Source organism: Delftia sp. WSY_10 (assembly GCF_043104705.1).
Lineage (GTDB): Bacteria > Pseudomonadota > Gammaproteobacteria > Burkholderiales > Burkholderiaceae_C > Comamonas > Comamonas tsuruhatensis.
Genome location: NZ_JBICKY010000056.1, coordinates 326,038 through 343,988, shown reverse-complemented (window position 1 = coordinate 343,988; position 17,951 = coordinate 326,038). Strand labels below are relative to the sequence as shown.

11 protein-coding genes are annotated in these 17,951 nt (G+C 70.0%); 4 read left to right on the top strand and 7 right to left on the bottom strand.

Translation table 11 applies throughout. The features are described from left to right. Positions 1 to 8: 8 nt before the first annotated feature. The 4 genes from ACF8ML_RS24195 to ACF8ML_RS24180 form a co-directional block, all read right to left on the bottom strand. Positions 9 to 3,863 carry a nitrate reductase subunit alpha gene (locus tag ACF8ML_RS24195; protein WP_392408191.1) on the bottom strand — a complete coding sequence of 1,285 codons (3,855 nt, stop codon included), beginning with the start codon at positions 3,861 to 3,863 and terminating at the stop codon, positions 9 to 11. 67 nt (positions 3,864 to 3,930) lie between these two features. Beyond that, entirely contained in the window at positions 3,931 to 5,391 is a 1,461-nt protein-coding gene (locus ACF8ML_RS24190; protein ID WP_392408190.1) for an MFS transporter, read from the bottom strand. 16 nt (positions 5,392 to 5,407) lie between these two features. Further along, positions 5,408 to 6,730: a nitrate/nitrite transporter gene (locus tag ACF8ML_RS24185; RefSeq protein ID WP_012203038.1), complete on the bottom strand. Its 1,323-nt coding sequence runs from the start codon at positions 6,728 to 6,730 to the stop codon at positions 5,408 to 5,410. Positions 6,731 to 6,886: 156 nt separating this feature from the next. Beyond that, a complete protein-coding gene (locus tag ACF8ML_RS24180; protein ID WP_392408188.1) occupies positions 6,887 to 7,849 on the bottom strand; it encodes a helix-turn-helix transcriptional regulator in 963 nt (320 codons plus the stop codon). Between the two features lie 130 nt (positions 7,850 to 7,979). Here ACF8ML_RS24180 and ACF8ML_RS24175 point away from each other — a divergent pair, with 130 nt between their 5' ends. The 3 genes from ACF8ML_RS24175 to ACF8ML_RS24165 are packed head-to-tail and all read left to right on the top strand — an operon-like array spanning position 7,980 to position 12,306. Next, positions 7,980 to 9,974, top strand: a complete 1,995-nt coding sequence (locus tag ACF8ML_RS24175) for a TonB-dependent receptor (RefSeq protein ID WP_392408187.1) — start codon at positions 7,980 to 7,982, stop codon at positions 9,972 to 9,974. A 26-nt stretch (positions 9,975 to 10,000) separates the two neighbouring features. Beyond that, entirely contained in the window at positions 10,001 to 11,068 is a 1,068-nt protein-coding gene (locus ACF8ML_RS24170; RefSeq protein ID WP_392408186.1) for a class I SAM-dependent methyltransferase, read from the top strand. Continuing rightward, the gene (locus ACF8ML_RS24165) at positions 11,065 to 12,306 is read left to right on the top strand and encodes an MFS transporter (RefSeq protein WP_392408185.1); all 1,242 of its coding nucleotides are present in this window, start codon (positions 11,065 to 11,067) and stop codon (positions 12,304 to 12,306) included. The genes ACF8ML_RS24170 and ACF8ML_RS24165 overlap by 4 nt, the downstream gene beginning before the upstream one ends. A gap of 4 nt (positions 12,307 to 12,310) precedes the next feature. Here ACF8ML_RS24165 and ACF8ML_RS24160 read toward each other — a convergent pair whose 3' ends face one another. After that, entirely contained in the window at positions 12,311 to 12,982 is a 672-nt protein-coding gene (locus ACF8ML_RS24160) for a response regulator (RefSeq protein ID WP_012203037.1), read from the bottom strand. A gap of 28 nt (positions 12,983 to 13,010) precedes the next feature. Beyond that, positions 13,011 to 14,909 carry a type IV pili methyl-accepting chemotaxis transducer N-terminal domain-containing protein gene (locus ACF8ML_RS24155; RefSeq protein ID WP_392408184.1) on the bottom strand — a complete coding sequence of 633 codons (1,899 nt, stop codon included), beginning with the start codon at positions 14,907 to 14,909 and terminating at the stop codon, positions 13,011 to 13,013. Positions 14,910 to 15,070: 161 nt separating this feature from the next. Between ACF8ML_RS24155 and ACF8ML_RS24150 the strand changes: the two genes are divergently transcribed. Continuing rightward, complete coding sequence (locus tag ACF8ML_RS24150; protein WP_392408183.1) at positions 15,071 to 15,955, top strand: ChaN family lipoprotein; 885 nt, start codon at positions 15,071 to 15,073, stop codon at positions 15,953 to 15,955. Between the two features lie 3 nt (positions 15,956 to 15,958). On the opposite strand, the gene ACF8ML_RS24145 is transcribed toward ACF8ML_RS24150, so the two are convergent. Next, positions 15,959 to 17,914 (bottom strand): bifunctional diguanylate cyclase/phosphodiesterase, encoded by a 1,956-nt coding sequence (locus ACF8ML_RS24145; RefSeq protein ID WP_016451962.1) that lies wholly within the window; start codon positions 17,912 to 17,914, stop codon positions 15,959 to 15,961. Positions 17,915 to 17,951: the final 37 nt, after the last annotated feature.

Below are 17,951 nucleotides of genomic sequence, written 5' to 3'. Positions count from 1 at the left end.
CTTGTTGTTCAGGCATGGGCGGCTGCGCCGGCCGGAGCTTCGTCGTCAAGCCAATCTATGCGGCGCATCTTTCGGACCAGCACGAACTCGTCGCGGTTGGTGCCGATGGTTCCGTAGTAGTTGAAGCCGTAGCTGTACTGCGCGTAGCCGCCGATCATGTGGGTGGGCTTGAGCACGATGCGCGTGACCGAGTTGTGGATGCCGCCGCGCGTGCCGGTGATCTCCGAGCCCGGCGTGTTGATGGTCTTCTCCTGCGCGTGGTACATCATCACCATGCCCGGCTTGACGCGCTGGCTGACCACGGCCCGCGCCGCGATGGCGCCGTTGGCGTTGTACAGCTCCACCCAGTCGTTGTCGGCGATGCCGGCGCTCTTGGCGTCGTCCTCGCTGAGCCAGACGATGGGGCCGCCACGCGCCAGCGTGAGCATCATCAGGTTGTCGCCATAGGTGGAGTGGATGCCCCACTTCTGGTGCGGCGTGATGAAGTTCAGCGCGATCTCGGGATGGCCGTTGGGCTTTTGGCCCTGCACTTCCTGCAGCGCCTTCATGTGCACGGGCGGGCGGTAGCTGACGAAGCCTTCGCCGAAGTCGCGCATCCACGGATGGTCCTGGTAGAACTGCTGGCGGCCGGTGAGGGTGCGCCATGGGATCAGCTCATGCACGTTGGTGTAGCAGGCGTTGTAGCTGACCTTCTCGCTTTCCAGGCCAGACCAGGTGGGCGAGCTGATGATCTTGCGCGGCTGGGCCTGGATGTCGCGAAAGCGGATCTTCTCGTCCTCGCGGTGCAGGGCCAGGTGGGCGTGCTCGCGCCCCGTCTGCTTCGACAGCGCCTCCCAGGCCTTGACGGCCACGTGGCCGTTGGTCTCGGGCGCCAGCATCATCACCACCTCGGTGGCGTCGATGTCGGTGACGATGCGCGGGCGGCCCTGGCTCACGCCTTCCTCGCGCACCAGGCCGTTGAGCTCGCCCAGCTGCTCCACCTCGGTCTCGGTGTTCCAGCCGATGCCCTTGCCGCCGTTGCCCAGCCTGTCCATCAGCGGGCCCAGGGCCGTGAAGCGCTTGTAGAGGTTGGGATAGTCGCGCTCGACCACGGCAATCTGCGGCGCGGTCTTGCCGGGGATCAGGGCGCACTCGCCCTTCTTCCAGTCGCGCACGCCATCGGGCTGGGCCAGCTCGGCGGGGGTGTCGTGCATCAGCGGCGTGAGCACCACGTCCTTTTCCACGCCCAGGTGGCCCACGCAGACCTCGCTGAAGGACTTGGCGAAGCCCTTGTAGATCTCCCAGTCGCTCCTGGCCTGCCAGGCCGGGTCCACGGCCGCCGACAGCGGGTGGATGAAGGGGTGCATGTCGCTGGTGTTGAGGTCGTTCTTCTCATACCAGGTGGCCGTGGGCAGGACGATGTCCGAGTACAGGCAGGTGGTGCTCATGCGGAAGTCAAGCGTGACCAGCAGGTCCAGCTTGCCTTCGGGCGCCTTGTCGTGCCAGCGCACTTCCTGCGGCTTGGCCGAATGGCCGGCGCCGGGCCGCCCCAAGCCGGCCGCCCCCTGGGGGGAGGCGCGCAGCGCATCGGGGGGGTCTTGTTCTCCAAGGTCTTTTCCTTGCACGCCGTGCGTGGTGCCCAGCAGGTGCTTGAGGAAGTACTCATGGCCCTTGCCCGAGCTGCCCAGGATGTTGGAGCGCCACACGAACATGTTGCGCGGCCAGTTGGCCGGGTGGTCGGGGTCCTCGCAGCTCATGGACAGCGAGCCGTCCTGCAGGGACTGCACCAAGTGGTCCTTCACGTCCAGGCCCTGGGCCTGGGCGTCGCGCACCAGCTGCAGCGGGTTGGCCTGCAGCTGCGGTGCGCTGGGCAGCCAGCCCATGCGCTCGGCGCGCACGTTGTAGTCGATCATGGCGCCGCCGTACTGGCTGCGGTCGGCCAGCGGGGACAGCACCTCTTCCACGCCCAGCTTCTCGTAGCGCCACTGGTCGGTGTGGGCGTAGAAGAAGCTGGTGGAGTTCATCTGGCGCGGCGGGCGCAGCCAGTCCAGCGCAAAGGCCAGCGCGGTCCAGCCGGTCTGCGGGCGCAGCTTTTCCTGGCCCACGTAGTGCGCCCAGCCGCCGCCGCTCTGGCCTATGCAGCCGCACAGCATCAGCATGTTGATGATGCCGCGGTAGTTCATGTCGCAGTGGTACCAGTGGTTCATGGCCGCGCCGATGATGACCATGGACTTGCCGCGCGTCTTCTCGGCGTTGTCGGCGAACTGGCGCGCAATGGCGATCACCTGGTCACGCGGCACGCCGGTGATCTTTTCCTGCCAGGCCGGGGTGTAGGGCGCATCGGCGTCATAGCCGCCATCAGCGCCCTCGCCTTCCAGACCGCGGTGGATGCCGTAGTTGCCCGCCAGCAGGTCGAACACGGTGGCCACGAGGGCCTCCTCGCCGTCCAGCACCATGCGCGAGACGGGCACGCGGCGCAGCAGCACATCCGTGCCCTGCTCGTTGGCGTCGAAGCCCGGCGACTGCAGGCCGCCGAAGTAGGGGAAGGCCACGTCGGCCACTTCACTGTCCACGCCCTGGCCGTCCAGCACCGAGAGCTTGAGCTGCACGTCGTTGCCCGTGCGCGCCTCCTTGGATTCGAGGTTCCACAGGCCCTCGTCGGCGCGGCCGGCCTCGCCCCAGCGAAAGCCGATGGAGCCGTTGGGCAGGGCCACGCCGCCGTCCTCGCCGTAGGCCACGGTCTTCCACTCGGGGTTGCTGTCCTGGCCCAGGTGGCCGTCGAAGTCGCTGGCGCGCACATAGCGCTCGGGAACCAGGGCCGTGCGGCCGTCGGGCAGTTGCTGGCGCTTGAGGCGGATCAGCAGCGGCAGGTCGGTGTAGCGGCGCGCATAGTCCTCGAAATAGGCCGGGCGGCCGCGCTCGCCGAAGTAGAACTCCTTGAGGATGACGTGGCCCATGGCCATGGCCACGGCCGCGTCCGTGCCCTGCTTGGGGTGCATCCACAGGTCGGCCAGCTTGGCGACCTCGGAGTAGTCGGGCGTGACGGCCACGACCTTGGCGCCCTTGTAGCGGACCTCGGTGAAGAAGTGGGCGTCGGGGGTGCGCGTCTGGGGCACGTTGGAGCCCCAGGCGATGATGAAGTTGGAGTTGTACCAGTCGGCGCTCTCCGGCACGTCGGTCTGCTCGCCCCAGGTCTGGGGGCTGGCCGGCGGCAGGTCGCAGTACCAGTCGTAGAAGCTCATGCACACGCCGCCGATCAGGCTCAGGTAGCGGCTGCCTGCGGCATACGAGATCATGGACATGGCCGGAATCGGCGAGAAGCCGATGATGCGGTCCGGCCCGTGCTTCTTGATGGTGTAGACGTTGGCCGCCGCGATCATGCGGTTGACCTCGTCCCAGCTGCTGCGCACGAAGCCGCCCAGGCCGCGCTGCTTTTGCCACTCGCTGCGCGCATCCTCGTTCTCGACGATGGCGGCCCAGGCATCGACCGGGCTCCTGGCCACGGCCAGGGCAGCGCGCCAGTGCTTGAGCAGCCGGCCGCGCACCATGGGGTATTTGACGCGGTTGGCGCTGTACAGATACCAGCTGTAGCTGGCTCCGCGCGCGCAGCCGCGCGGCTCGTGGTTGGGCAGGTCGGCGCGCGTGCGCGGGTAGTCGGTCTGCTGGGTCTCCCAGGTCACGATGCCGCCCTTGACGTAGATCTTCCACGAGCACGAGCCCGTGCAGTTCACGCCGTGCGTGGAGCGCACCACCTTGTCATGCGCCCAGCGGTCGCGGTAGGCGTCTTCCCAGGTGCGGTCCTCGCCCGTCACCTGGCCATGGCCGTTGGAGAATTCCTGCCGGGGCAGGGAGAAGTAGGAAAGCTTGTCCAGAAAATGGCTCATCGCGGGACTCCTTGTTGTTCGTTGCGGTGCGTTGCTGTTCGGTGCAGTAGTGCTTGCAGCCCAGGGCTCAGCAGGGCATCTCGGCGTTCCTGCGCGCGTAGTACCACCAGGTCACGCCCACGCACAGCACATAGAAGGCGGCAAACACCCACAGCGCCAGCTCGGGCCCGCCCGTGGCGGCGATGGAGCTGCCGTAGCTCTTGGGGATGAAGAAGCCGCCGTAGGCTCCCAGCGCGCCCGCAAAGCCCAGGGCGGCCGCGCCTTCGGTATTGCCCTCCTTGAGGGCATGGGCCTGCGCTTGCTCGCTGGGATGGGCGCCCAGTTCGCTCTGCTTGAGCGCCAGGAAAATCGCCGGGATCATGCTGAAGGTCGATCCGTTGCCGATGCCCGTGGTCAGGAACAGCACCAGGAACATCAGGAAGAAGCCCATGAAGCTGCCCTCGGCGGGACCGAAGCCCAGCGCGTAGCCGCCGCTGCCCTTGGGCAGGAAATACAGCACGCCCACCACGGCCACGGCCATGACGAGGAAGTTCCAGAACGTCACGCGCGCGCCGCCCGCCTTGTCGGCCAGCCAGCCGCCAAAGGGCCGCGACAGCGCGCCCAGCAGCGGGCCCAGCCAGGCATAGGCCAGCGGATTGACCGCCGGGAACTGGCTCTTGATCAGCAGCGGAAAGCCGGCGGCAAAGCCGATGAACGAGCCGAAGGTGCCCAGGTACAGCAGGCACATCACCCAGTTGTGCTTGCGCCGGAAGATGGCGGCCTGGGCCGCGAAGCTGGCCTTGGCGTCGGCGATGTCGTTCATGCCGAACCAGGCGGCCAGCGAGGCGATGGCGATCCACGGCACCCAGATGAAGGCCGCGTTCTGCGCCCAGACCCGGGTGGTCTCGCCGGCCTTGGTGATGGTCTGCGCATCGCCGCCGAAGACGCCGAAGATGCCGGCCGTGATCACCAGCGGGCTCAGGAACTGCACCACCGACACGCCCAGGTTGCCCAGGCCCGCGTTCACGCCCAGGGCCGAGCCCTTGCGCTCCTTGGGAAAGAAGAAGCTGATGTTGGCCATGCTGGAGCTGAAGTTGCCCCCGCCCAGGCCGCACAGCAGGGCCAGGATCAGCATGGTCGGATAACCGGTGCTGGCATCCTGCACGGCGTAGCCGATGCCGATGGCCGGGATCAGCAGCGAGGCCGTGGACAGCGCCGTCCAGCGGCGCCCGCCCATCAGCGGCACCATGAAGGAATAGAAGATGCGCAGCGTGGCGCCCGACAGCGCGGGCGCGGCCGCTAGCCAGAACAGCTGGTTGGTGGAGTAGGTGAAGCCCAGCGCGGGCAGGTTCACGGCCACTACGCTCCAGACCTGCCAGATGGCAAAGGCCAGGAACAGGGCGGGCACCGAGATCCAGAGGTTGATCCTGGCGATGGCCTCGCCCTCGCGCTCCCAGAACTGCCTGTCCTCGGGGCGCCAGAGGGTCAGCACGCTGCCGGGGCGGCTGCGCACGGATGCCTTTGCGGCGGTCTTGGTGTTCGCATGCATGTGCAACTCCTGCGGTTCAGCGCGCGGCCGGCTGCACATCGCTGTGGCCGCCGTGGCTGTTGAGCACGTCGGTGCGGCGCACCTCGGTGAAATACATCCAGATCAGCGATACCCAGACCACGCCGTACAGCAGCATGAAGGCGCTGGAGCGGATGCCCGTCCAGTCCAGCAGCACGCCGAACAGGATGGGCAGGATGAAGCCGCCCATGCCGCCGGCCAGGCCCACGATGCCGCTGATGGCGCCGATGTTTCCGGGGTAGTCGTCGCTGATGTACTTGAAGACGCTGGCCTTGCCGAAGGCCATGGCAATGCCCAGCACGAACATCAGCGCGGTGAAGGCATAGACGTTCAGGCCCAGGTGAAAGCGGGTGCTGCCCTCGGTGGTGAGCACCGTGAAATCCGTCTGCGGATAGGACAGCAGGAACAGGCAGATCCAGCACACCCACAGCACCCACCAGGTCACGCTGTGTGCGCCGTACTTGTCCGACAGCCAGCCGCCGATGGCGCGCAGCACGCCGCCCGGCAGCGAAAAGCAGGCCGCCAGCAGCGCCGCCACGCGGATGTCCAGACCGTACTCGCCCACGTAGTACTGCACCATCCACAGGCTCAGCGCCACATAGCCGCCAAAGACGATGCTGTAGTACTGGCAGTACTTGAGCACGCGCGGGTCCTTGAGCGCCTTCAACTGGTCGCTGAAGCGCACGTTGCTGGGCACCAGGTGGGCCGGGTCGCTGTGGCTGAACAGCCAGAACAGCACCAGCGCGCCCAGCATGATGGCCGCATAGGCATGCGGAACGGCGGCCCAGCCGAAGGCCACCAGGATCACCGGCGCCACGAACTTGTTGACCGCCGCGCCCGAGTTGCCCGCGCCGTAGATGCCCATGGCCATGCCCTGGCGCTCCTTGGGAAACCAGCGCGCCACATAGGGCGTGCCCACCGAGAACGAGCCGCCCGCCAGGCCCACGAACAGGCCGATGGTCAGGAAGTGCCAGTACTCGGTGGCATAGCCCATCACCCAGATCGCGGGCACGGTGACGGCCATCAGCACCGCCATCACGATGCGCCCGCCGAAGCGGTCGGTCCAGATGCCCAGCGGCACGCGCACCAGCGAGCCCGTGAGCACGGGCATGGCCGTGAGCAGGCCGAACTGCGTGGCGTTCAGATCCAGCATCTTCTTGATGGGGATGCCGATGATGCCGAACATCATCCAGACCATGAAGCAGACCGTGAAGGCCAGGGTGCTGACGGCCAGGACCGACCAGGCCTGGCGGTCGTGGCGTGTGCCTGTGCTGGTGCTCTTTCGGGGGTCGCCCTGTGCGGTGGGCGCTGTGTTTGCCATTTTGTTTTCCTCGTGGGGGCTATGGCATCCATGGTCCCGCGCGAGGGCCGCGCCGCACATCCGCCAGCCGTACGCTCGGACAAGGCGGAAGAACTAGGAGCGCGCAGGCGGGCCTAGTTCCAAAGAACTATCGGGGACAAAAAGGCTTGACGCAGATCAGGAGCGGCGGCCGAAGACCGATTTCGGGCTGCGCCCGTAGAACCGCGTGAACGCGGCACTGAAGTTCGACGGATGGGCATAGCCCACCTGCCAGCCGGCCTGGGCGACCTGGCAGCCGGTCTCCAGCAACGCCCAGGCGCGGCGCATGCGCAGCTCCAGCAGCAGGGCCTGGGGCGTGGTGCCGAAGACGGCGCGAAAGCCCTGCTTGAGGCGGTGCTCGCCCAGGCCCACGGTGGCGCTCAGGTAGGCCAGGGTCAGCGCGCGGTCCATCTGGGTGGACAGCAGTTCGCGCGCCTGCTCCAGCCGGGCCAGTTCGTCGGCCGACCAGCGCGGTGCCGCCTTGGCCGGCTGCGACGCAGGCGCAAGATGCCGCAGCTCCAGCGCGGCCAGGCTCAGCATGGCGATGTGGCGGTCCAGCGCATCGGTGGGCTGGTGCCCGGGCGGCTGGGCCAGCCGCCGCGCCAGCGCCAGGCTGGCCGGCAGGCTGGCACGGTGGTCCAAGGGCCGCACGCCGGCCGCGCCGTCCACCTGCGTCAGCCGCCGCGAAAGCTCGGCCCCCAGATAGCGGTCCAGCGCCGCGCCCGACAGCAGCAGGCGCAGCTGGCGCACGGTCTGGCCTGCCGCATAGCGGCGCTCGCCCTGGCTGCCGCGAAAGGCTGCCAGCGTGGTCTGCCCCGCGCCGAAGCGCAGTGCCGCACCCGTGCGCGCCACAAAGCCCGATTCCCCGGCCAGCCCCAGCGTGATGACCAGGGTGCGGCCCTGGTCCGAGGCATCGGCCTGCACGCTGTCCTCCACCAGGTCGCGCAGCGGGCAGTAGTGCGAGCGCGCCAGCACGATGCCGTCGCCCAGCGTGAAGCGCTCCGCATGGCAGTCGCCCAGCTCGGCGGGCAGGGCATGCCGCGTCCAGCCCGGCGCACAGGGCTGGGGCAAGGCAAGCGAGGAAGGGATGCGGGAGGTCATGGGAGAGGAATGGATGCGCGCTTCGCATAGGAAATGCTCCGGCGCGCATACGTTTTCAAATGATAGCGATTCTCATCTTCCCTAGCATCGGTCTCCAACGAGATTCCCTTTTGGAGAGGACGAGAACACCATGGCATTCCCCCTTCGCTGGCCGGCCGCGCTGGCCCTGGCCCCCTTCACGGTGGCGGCCCAGGGCCAGGCGCCCGAAGCCGCCCTGCCCGAGATCACGGTCACGGTGAACAAGCAGGCCGAGAGCCTGGACGCCGTGCCCGCCAGCGTCTCCGTCTTCGACGGCGCGGCGCTGGAGGCGGCCGGCGTGCGCGGGCTGGACGCGCTGTCCGCCCAGGTGCCGGGCTTTGTGTTCCAGGCCTTCGGCCAGTCGGGCGTGCAGCCGCCCGTGATGCGCGGGCTGACAGCCAACTTCGTGTCGTTCTCCTCGTCCACGCTGCTGCTGGTCGATGGTGTGCCCACGCTGATGGCCCAGGGCTTCGAGCACAACCTGCAGGGCGTGGACCGCGTGGAGGTGCTGCGCGGCCCGCAATCGACCTTGTATGGACGCAATGCCGAAGCGGGCGTGGTCAGCATCGTCACGCGCCAGCCCGGCGACGCGCCGTATGCATCGATCAGCGCCGAGGCCGGCAACCACGGCCAGCGCGCGGGCAGCTTCGAGCTGGGCCGCGCCCTGGTGCCGGGCCAGCTCTACATCGGCCTGTCGGGCGAGTGGCGCGCGCAGGACGGATTCATTCGCCAGCAGGCGACGGGAGCGCGCGTGGACGACCGCGAGCGCGCCAGCGGCCGCCTGGCCCTGCGCTGGACGCCCACGGCCGAGACCGAGGCCACGCTGCGCTACGCCCGGCAGCGCTGGGACGACGGCGCCGCGCAATGGGGCAGCATTGCCGCGCCGCGCGCCACGGTGAACTCGGGCACGGACAGCTGGAACCGCTCGCGCGGGCAGACGCTGTCGCTCGATGTCTCGCACCGCTTTGCCACGGGACTGCGGCTGCGCTCCATCACCGCGCGCAATGTCTTCGACGACCGCGTGCTGCAGGACACGGACTTCCAGCGCGCCGACCTGCTCCACGTGCGGCGCGACTACCGCCTGGCCACGACCTCGCAGGAACTGCGCCTGGAGGGCGAGGCCGCAGGCCTGTGGAACGCACGCTGGCTGGCCGGCCTGTACCTGGACCGCGACGACCATGACCTGCGCTACGAGCAAAAGCTGCCCGCCGCGCTGATGCGGCCCACGGCCGGACTCAAGGGCAGCACGGCGGCGCTGTTCACGCACTGGACCGTCCCGCTGTCCGAGCGCTGGACGCTGGCGGCCGGTGCGCGCGTGGAGCGCAACCGCGTGGAACTGGCCCCCGTGGGCGCGGCGGCGCGCAGCGACGACTGGTCGCGCTTGAGCCCCAAGCTCTCGCTGCAATACCAGTGGTCGCCCCAGGCCCAGGTCTACACCAGCCTCAGCGAGGGCTACCGCGCGGGCGGCTTCAACGTGTTCTCTCCGGCCATGGGCTATGCGGCCTACGAGCCAGAGACCGTGCGCGCCTGGGAGATCGGCGCCAAGGGCCGGCTGCTGGGGCAGCGCCTGCGCTATGCGGCCTCGGTCTACACCCAAAAGGTGCGCGACATGCAGGTGCAGCAGATGGGCCTGCCGGGCGTGGTCTACATCACCAATGCGGCGCGGGCCCGCTCCACGGGTGCGGACTTCGAGCTGGACTATGTGTTCGGCGGCGGCTGGCAGCTGCAGACCGCCCTGGGCCTGAACCGCACGCGCTTCGGCAGCTTCCGCGACGGCGGCGCCGTCTACGACGGCCACCGCAACCCGTTTGCGCCCGACATGACGGCCCATGTGGCGCTGCGCTACGACGCTCCCGGCCGCTGGTGGGCGCAGGCCGCCGTGCAAGGCACGGGCAAGGTCTACCTGGACGCCGCCAACGCCTACCGCCGCCCCGGCTACGGGCTGCTCAACCTGTCGGCCGGCTATGCCCAGGGGTCCTGGGAAATCGCCGCCTACCTGCGCAATGCCGCCAACCGCCGCTACGACGCCGTGGGCTACCTCAACGGCCAGGTCGTGGTCTACAGCCCGCCGCGCGAGTTCGGCGTGCGGCTGACCTGGCGCATGTGACTCCCTTTCGTGAAAAGGACATTCCGATGAAAACACCCCGCTGTGAATCCCCTACCCACACCCCCTCCCACGCCCTGCAGCCGCTGTGGGACCTGGCCGCCGCCCAGGTCCAGGCCGAGGCCCTGGTGCTGGCGCTCGAATCGGGGGCACTGGACCGGCTGGCCACGCCCCAGACGCCGGCCGAGCTGGCCCAGGCCCAGGGCTGGAACGAGGCCAATACCTCCCACTGGCTGGAATTGCTGTGGAGCATGGGCCTCTTGCGACGCGGCCAGCACGAGCCCTTGAGCTACCTGCTGGCCACCGACGCGCTGCGCTACCTGCACAGCGCATCGCCCGAGTCCTGCGGCGCGGCCTGGCTGTTCCGCCTGCGCTCGCTGCGCCACTCCGCCACGCTGCTGCGCGGCCTGGTCGAGCACGGCCCTGCCGGGGACGGCTCGGCCTGCAGCGCCCCCTTGGCCACGGGCAATGCCGAAGGCTGGGCCGCCGCCGCGCGCGCCCAGATCAGCCAGGAGCAGCGCGCCGTCAGCGTGCCCGCCGCGCTGAACCTGCTGCAGCAGGTTCCCGAGGCAGGCGCCGCGCGCCGCATGCTGGACCTGGGCGGCGGCCCCGGCTGGATCGCGCTGGCCCTGCTGCGCCGGCAGCCCGCGCTGCAGGCCAGCGTCTTCGACTGGCCCGAGGCCGTGGCCGTGGCGGCGGACAACGCCCGCCAGTCCCGCCTGTCCGACCGCTTCACCGCCCTGGGCGGCAACCTGGCCACGGACAGCATAGGCAGCGGCTACGACCTGGTCTGGTGCTCGTCCGTGCTGCACTTCGTGCCCGATGCGGCAGCCGTGGTCGCCAAGGTGTTCGACGCGCTGGCGCCCGGCGGCGTCTTCGTCTGCGCCCATGCCGAGGTGGATGAGACGCCCGAAGCCGCCCTGCGCACCCTGCCCTACTACCTGCCCATGCGCCTGCTGGGCCGCAGCGTGACGCGGCGCGGCGAGCTGCAGGCGCTGCTGGCGCAGGCGGGTTTCGAGCGCATAGAACGCATCGAGTCGCGCGAGTTTCCGATGGCGCCACTGGCCGTGCTCGTGGCGCGCAAGGCCGCGCCATGAAGGCCGCAGCTCCCCGCCCTGTCTGGCTGCTCCAGGCACTTTTCGGCTGGCTGCACCTGGCGCTCACCGCGCCCAGCGTCTACCTCTGGCTGGGCCTGCCCCTGGTCATGCGCCAGCATGGCTGGTCGGGCACGGCCATCGGCCTGTTCCAGCTGGCGGGGCTGCCCGCGCTCATCAAGTTCGCGCTGGCCGCGCCCGTGGAAGCGCGCAGCGCGAACGGCCGGCCGCGCTACCGCGCCTGGGCGCTGGCCCTGTGCCTGGCCTATGCGGCCGTGCTGCTGGCCCTGGGCTGGCAGCAGTTGCTGGCCGAGCGCCTGTGGCTGTTCGGCCTGGCCTTCGCGGCCGCGCTGGCCGCCACCTGGGCCGACATTCCCGTCAGCGCCCTGGCCATCCGCCTGCTGCCCGCGTCCGAGCGCATGCGCGCCGGGGGCTTGCGCGCAGCGGCGCTGTCGCTGGGCGCCATCGTGGGCGGCGGGATGATGCTGCTCATGCAGGCGAAATGGGGCTGGCGCGCGCCCTTCCTGTGCCTGGCCGGCGCGCTGGCCCTGGGCGCCCTGCTGCTGGCCTGGGTGGTGCGCCATGAGCCGGGGGATGCGCCCTCGCCCCTGCTGCTGCCTGCGCCCAAAGCTGGACTGGCCGCCATGGTCCGCGGCTATGGCGCCCAGCCTGGGGCCTGGCGCTGGGCCCTGGTGCTGGTCAGCTACTTTCCCTTCATCGGCGCGGGCTGGTTCTACCTCAAGCCGCTGATGCTGGACCACGGCTTCGCGCCCGCCCAGGCCGCCCTGCTGGCCGGCATGGGCGGCGGCGTGGTGGCTGCGCTGGCGGGCGCGGCCTCGCCCCTGCTCACGCGCCGCCTGGGCACCCGGCGCGCCCTGCCCCTGTATGCGGGCGGCAACGTGGCGGCGCTGGCGCTGCTGGCGGCCGTCATCGCAGCCGGCGCCCCGGCCCCGGGCCTGGTCGCGGCCGTGGCCTGCGTGGCAGCAGCCATGGGCGCCTCCTCGGCCTGCGTCTTCGGACTGATGATGCAATTCGCCCGCCCGCGCTGGCAGGCCTTCGACTACGGCCTGCAGGCCAGTCTGTTTGCCGCCAGCCGCATGCTGGTGCCGCTGGCCGCCGGCGTGGCGCTGGACGCCGTGGGCACGGCAGCCATGCTCACCGGGCTGACCGTAGCGGCCGCGCTGGCCTGGGTGTGGGCGATGCGGTGTGCGGGGGATGGTTGGGCTTCAGCCACAGCGTAGGCCGCTAATCCCGCTGCCGCTCCGACGCATACACCGCCGCCTGCACGCGCGAGCTCAGGCCCAGCTTGCGCAGGATGTGTTGCACATGGATCTTGACCGTGGTCTCGGCAATGTCCAGCGTGCGGGCGATTTCCTTGTTGCTGGCGCCTCGGGCGATCTGGACCAGCACCTCTTCCTCGCGCGGGGACAGCGGCGAGGCCGGGGCCTCGTCCGGCTCGGGCGCCTGGGGCTCGGGCGCGCCCTGGGACTGGAAGGCGGCCACCAGCTTGCCCATCATCTCGGGGCTGACTACGGGCTCGCCGCGCGCGGCGCGGCGCAGGGCTTCGGACAGCAGGTCGCCGTCGATGGTCTTGAGCAGATAGCCCTGCGCGCCGTTGCGCAGCGCGGCCGCCAGGTCCTGGCCGTCCTCGCTCACGGTGAGCATGACAACGCGGCTGCCGGGCGATGCGGCCCGCAGGCCCGCGATGGCATCGACGCCCAGCACGCCCGGCAGGTGGTTGTCCAGCAGGATGACCTGGGGCGCCAGCGCGGGCACCAGGCGCAGGGCCTCGCCCGCGTCGCCGGCCTCGCCGACCACGCGCAGGCCTGCGTCCTGGGCGATGAGGGCGATCAGGCCGCGGCGGAACAGCGTGTGGTCGTCAATGACGAAGACGGAGATGGGGCTGGAGAAGGACATGGGGCGGTCTTTTTCTTGCGGGAGCGTGTCACGCGTTCGAGGGGAGGGCCTGCGCTGGCGCGCCGGCCGAGGCCGACGGCGGCAGCTCGATCAGCACGCGCGTGCCCTCGCCGGGGCGGGAGTGGACATGGACCAGCGCCTGCGCCAGCAGGGCGCGCTCGCGCATGATGCCCAGGCCCACATGCAGCGAGTCCGGCGCAACGGCGGCGGGGACGAAGCCGCAGCCGTCGTCGCAGACTTCGAAGCGCCAGGGGTGGCGCCCCACGCGCAACTCCACATGCCTGGCACCCGCGTGCTTGCGCACGTTGGACAGCGCCTCCTGCACCATGTGCAGCACCTGGATCTGCACGTCGGGCGCCAGCGGCAGGCCCTGGCCCGACATGCTCAGCGAGGTGGCAATGCCCGTCTGGTGCTCGAACTTGGACAGCGTGGCGCGCAGCGCGGCCTCGATGTCCTCGGCGCTGGTGCGCGTGCGGAAATGCACCAGCAGCTCGCGCACGTCGGCATAGCATTCGCGCACGCCCACTTCCAGCTCGCCCAGGCTGCGGTCGCGCGCCTCGTCGCGGCCCTTGGCCACGGCGTCGCGCAGCAGCTGGGTCTGTATCTTGAGAAAGGCCAGCGACTGGGCAATGGAGTCATGCAGCTCGCGCGCGATCAGGCCGCGCTCCTCGGCCACGGCGGCCTCGCGCTCCAGCGCCGTGGCGCGCAGGCTTTCCATGGCGCTGGCCAGGTGGCGCGCCATGGCGGACAGCAGGTCGCGCATGTCGTCCGTGAGCACCACGGTGGAGCGAAAGAACAGGTTGACCTCGCCCAGCAGGCGCTGCTGCAGTTGCACGGGGATGCTGACCACGGTCTCGAAGCCGGCCTCGCGGCAGTGCGGCAGCTGCAGGTCGCTGGACGGCGTGATGGGGATCACGCGCAGCCGCGCCTGCTCGCGCGGCTGGCCGCACAGGCAGGCGCCCGTGTGCAGGCAGTGCTCCTGCACCGACATGGACTGGGGCAGGCCGTCGCCGGCCAGCAGCACGTAGCGCTCGTTGGCCTCGTCGGACCAGCGCACCGTGGCCGCATCGGCCTGGGCTGCCACACGGATCTGGCGCACGAACCCTTCGGCCAGGGCCTGGAGGCTGGCCGCCTCGGAGGCCTGCACGCTGACCGCGTACAGCGCCTGCAGCTGCTGGTGCTGCACGTTGAGGCTGGCGGTCTTCTCGCGCACCTTGTCCTCCAGTTCGGCGTGCGAGCTTTGCAGCGACTGGGCCATGAGGTTGAAGCCGGCCGCCAGCTGGCCGAACTCGTCGTCCACCTCCACGCTCATGCGCGTGTCCAGGTGTCCGCGCCGCATGCGCTCCAGCGCCGAGCGCAGCTGGCCCACGGGATGCAGCACCAGCCAGTAGCTGGTGGCCATGAAACTCACGGCCGCGATGATGGCCAGCGCCATCAGACACATCTGAAACAGGTGCAGGATGGCCGTCCAGCGCGAGAGCCGGTCTTCGATGGCTTCGACAAAGCCGTCCACCTCGCGCACGAAGGCATCGGCGCTGCCCATGATGGCCTGCGCATCGACATGGTCCTCGGCCTGCCACTGCGTGCGCAGCGCACTCCAGTCGCCGCGTATGCGCTCGTAGCGCGCGCTGACCGCATCGCTCCAGGGCACGAACAGCGGCCGCGACATGTCGCCGCTGCGCAGCAGGTCCAGGCTGGCGTCGAACTGCTGCGCGCGCGCCTGCCACTGCGCTGGCGCCTCGTTCTGGCGCGCCATGGCCATGCGCACCATGCTCATGCGCAGCCGCCCGGCCTCGTTCACGGCGGCCGCGCCGCCCTCCAGCTGCCAGGCCACCCACAGCGTGAAGCCGATCGATGCCACGGCCGCCAGCAGGCAGGCCGCGCCCATGAGCAGCAGCTTGGTCGAAAGCGAGGGCTTGCCATGCATGGTCGCACTGTAGCCACGGCGCATTTGCGCGTCTTGACCTGAATCAAGCGTCACCCGTTTGCGCCGTGCCCCCGCCCCGATTCCTAGGATCCTTTCAACTGCCCCCAATGCCCACAGGGCCTATGGGGGCCCCGGGCAAGGCCAGTGTTTAGCATGGGGCCATGCAAGTCCGCTCCATCCCCCGCCCCTTCATCCGCACCCCGCGCCTTGCCGGCCTGGCAGCGGCCGCATGGCTGGCGGCAGCCCTTGCCGGCTGCGCCAGCTCCTCCGCCCCGGCGCGGGACTGGACGCAGCAGTTGCAGCGCTGGTCAGACGCGCCCATCGTGCTGCTGGGCGAGCAGCACGATGCGGTCGCCCACCAGGCCTGGCAGCAGGCCACGGTGGAGCAGTTGGCAAAACAGGAGCGCCTGGCCGCGCTGGTGATCGAGATGGCGCCGCGCACGGGCTCCACGGCCAGCCTGGCGCGCGATGCATCCGAGGACGCGGTGCAGCAGGCCCTGCAATGGCAGGACGCGGCCTGGCCCTGGCCGCGCTACCGCGGCGTGGTCATGGCCGCCGTGCGCGCAGGCGTGCCCGTGCTGGGCGGCAACCTGCCGCGCGCCGACATGAAGCAGGCCATGCGCAACGAGAACCTGGACACCCACCTGCCGCCCGAGGGCTGGCAGCGCCAGCTCGACGCCATCCGCGAAGGCCACTGCGGCCTGCTGCCCGACACACAGCTGCCGCCCATGGCCCGCATCCAGCTGGCCCGCGATGCCAGCATGGCCGAGGTGGCCAAGGCGGCGATCAGGCCTGGCAAGACCGTGGTGCTGGTGGCCGGGCGGGGCCATGTCCTGCGCGGGGTGGGCATCCCGACCTGGCTGCCGGAGTCCGCAGCAGCCAAAGTGGCCGTGGCGCAGGCAGGCGAGACATCGGTGGCGCACGAATCCGATGTGGACTGGCTGCAGAAGACGGACGCCTTGCCGGCCAAGGATCACTGCGCAGAGCTGCGCGAGAAGTTCAGGAACCCGCCGGCACCGCGGGCGGATGCGGGTCGGGTGGACTGAGCTTCACCCCTGCACGGCCCACATCCCCTCGTTGCCCGAGACCCACTCGCCGAACGCCTGCGCAGGCATGGGCTTGCTGCACAGATAGCCCTGGAAGAAGTCGCACCCCTTGCCGCGCAGGAACGCCAGCTGCTCGGCCGTCTCCACGCCCTCGGCCAGCACCTTCAGCCCCATGGCATGCCCCAGCGCGATCACCGACCCGCTGATGGCCATGTCGTCGGCGCTGTGCGGGATGTCGCGGATGAAGCCCTGGTCGATCTTGAGCAGGTCCAGCGGGAAGCGCTTGAGGTGGGCCAGCGAGGAATAACCGGTGCCGAAGTCGTCGATGGCCAGCCGCAGGCCCTGGGCGCGCAGGCGGCGCATGACGGCCAGGGCCTCCTCGGGGCGCTCGGCCAGGGCGCTTTCGGTGATCTCCAGCTCCAGGCAGTGCGGGGCGAAGCCCGTGGCGGCCAGCGCGTCGGCGGTGGCACCGGCGATGTCGGTCAGCAGGAACTGGTGCAGCGAGACATTGACCGCGATGGTCATCTCGGGCAGGCCCTGATCGCGCCAGCGCTGGCCCTGGGCGCAGGCCTCGCGCAGCACCCACAGGCCCAGCGCGCCGATGACGCCCGAGCTTTCGGCCACAGGGATGAAGCGGGCCGGGGAGATGAGGCCCTCGTCCGGGTCCAGCCAGCGCACCAGGGCCTCGGCGCCCACCAGGCGGCCCGTGGCCAGGTCGATCTGGGGCTGGAAGTACAGGCGCAGGTGGCCCAGGTCTATGGCCTGCCGCAGCCGTGCCTCCATGGCCAGGCGCTCGCGCGCGGCCGAGGTCATGTCTTCCTCGAAGAAGCACCAGGCACGGCCGCTGCGCGACTTGGCGCCGTAGACGGCCGCATGCGCGCCCTGCAGCAGGTCCTGGGCATTGCCGGCGTGGGAGGGGTACATGCAGATGCCCACGCTGACGCCGGCCATGACGGACAGGCCGTCCGGCGAGCTCCAGGGCTGGCCGGCCGCCGCGATCAGTTGCCGTGCGCGGGCGATGGCGTCGCCGCGCTCGCTCATGCCCTTGCACAGCACGGCCAGTTCGTCACCGGCCATGCGACCTATGAGGTCCTGGGGGCCCAGGGAATCGTGCACACGGGCGGCGATGTGGCGCAGCACCTGGTCGCCGATGGCGTGGCCGTAGCTGTCGTTGACGTCCTTGAAGCGATCGATGTTCAGCAGCATCACGGCCAGCGTGCCCTGCTCGGCGGCCGCCTCGGCCACGGCGTCTTCCAGCAGCGCTGTGAAGCGCACGCTGTTGGGCAGGCCGGTGAGCATGTCGCGGTGGGCCAGGAATTCGAGCTGGGCCTCGCGCGCCTTCTCGGCCGAGATGTCGGTGAACATGCACACGTAGTGCGTGACCTTGCCCTGTGCGTCCTTGACGGCGCTGAGCGACATGCGCTCGGGAAAGACCTCGCCGTTCTTGCGGCGGTTCCAGATTTCGCCCTGCCAGTGGCCCGTGGCCTGCATGCTGTCCCACATGGCCTCGTAGAAGGCCTTGTCGTGGCGGCCGGACTTGAACATGCGCGGGGTCTTGCCCAGCATCTCCTGCTCGGTATAGCCCAGCAGCCGCGTGAAGGCGCTGTTGACCGAGAGGATGCGGCTGCGCGCATCGGTGACGACCACGCCCTCCATGGTGTTGTCCACCACGGCGGCGGCCAGGCGCTGGCGTTCGTCGGCCTCCCGCCCGGCGGCCATCGCGGCATGGGCGGTGCGCTCTCCACGGCGCATGCGCCACAGCAGCCAGCCGCCGCCCACGGCCGTGACCAGCACCAGGGCCACCGAGGACAGCATGCGCCGCTGCGCTGCCGGCCCGGGCGGTATCTGCAGGTGCGCCAGCAGCCATTCCACGCCCCAGAGCCACAGCAGACCTGCGCACACATACAGGGTCAATGCGCCCCAGAGCGGTATTCGGGGCTGCTCTCCCTGATCTTGCATGTGATTCCTCAGAACGTTCCCAGAACGTGTGACTTGC

Excerpts from the sequence above, each read along its gene's own strand:
- ACF8ML_RS24195 (WP_392408191.1), bottom strand. The coding sequence starts at position 3,863 with ATGAGCCATTTTCTGGACAAGCTTTCCTACTTCTCCCTGCCCCGGCAG.
- ACF8ML_RS24190 (WP_392408190.1), bottom strand. The coding sequence starts at position 5,391 with ATGCATGCGAACACCAAGACCGCCGCAAAGGCATCCGTGCGCAGCCGC.
- ACF8ML_RS24185 (WP_012203038.1), bottom strand. The coding sequence starts at position 6,730 with ATGGCAAACACAGCGCCCACCGCACAGGGCGACCCCCGAAAGAGCACC.
- ACF8ML_RS24180 (WP_392408188.1), bottom strand. The coding sequence starts at position 7,849 with ATGACCTCCCGCATCCCTTCCTCGCTTGCCTTGCCCCAGCCCTGTGCG.
- ACF8ML_RS24175 (WP_392408187.1), top strand. The coding sequence starts at position 7,980 with ATGGCATTCCCCCTTCGCTGGCCGGCCGCGCTGGCCCTGGCCCCCTTC.
- ACF8ML_RS24170 (WP_392408186.1), top strand. The coding sequence starts at position 10,001 with ATGAAAACACCCCGCTGTGAATCCCCTACCCACACCCCCTCCCACGCC.
- ACF8ML_RS24165 (WP_392408185.1), top strand. The coding sequence starts at position 11,065 with ATGAAGGCCGCAGCTCCCCGCCCTGTCTGGCTGCTCCAGGCACTTTTC.
- ACF8ML_RS24160 (WP_012203037.1), bottom strand. The coding sequence starts at position 12,982 with ATGTCCTTCTCCAGCCCCATCTCCGTCTTCGTCATTGACGACCACACG.
- ACF8ML_RS24155 (WP_392408184.1), bottom strand. The coding sequence starts at position 14,909 with ATGCATGGCAAGCCCTCGCTTTCGACCAAGCTGCTGCTCATGGGCGCG.
- ACF8ML_RS24150 (WP_392408183.1), top strand. The coding sequence starts at position 15,071 with ATGCAAGTCCGCTCCATCCCCCGCCCCTTCATCCGCACCCCGCGCCTT.
- ACF8ML_RS24145 (WP_016451962.1), bottom strand. The coding sequence starts at position 17,914 with ATGCAAGATCAGGGAGAGCAGCCCCGAATACCGCTCTGGGGCGCATTG.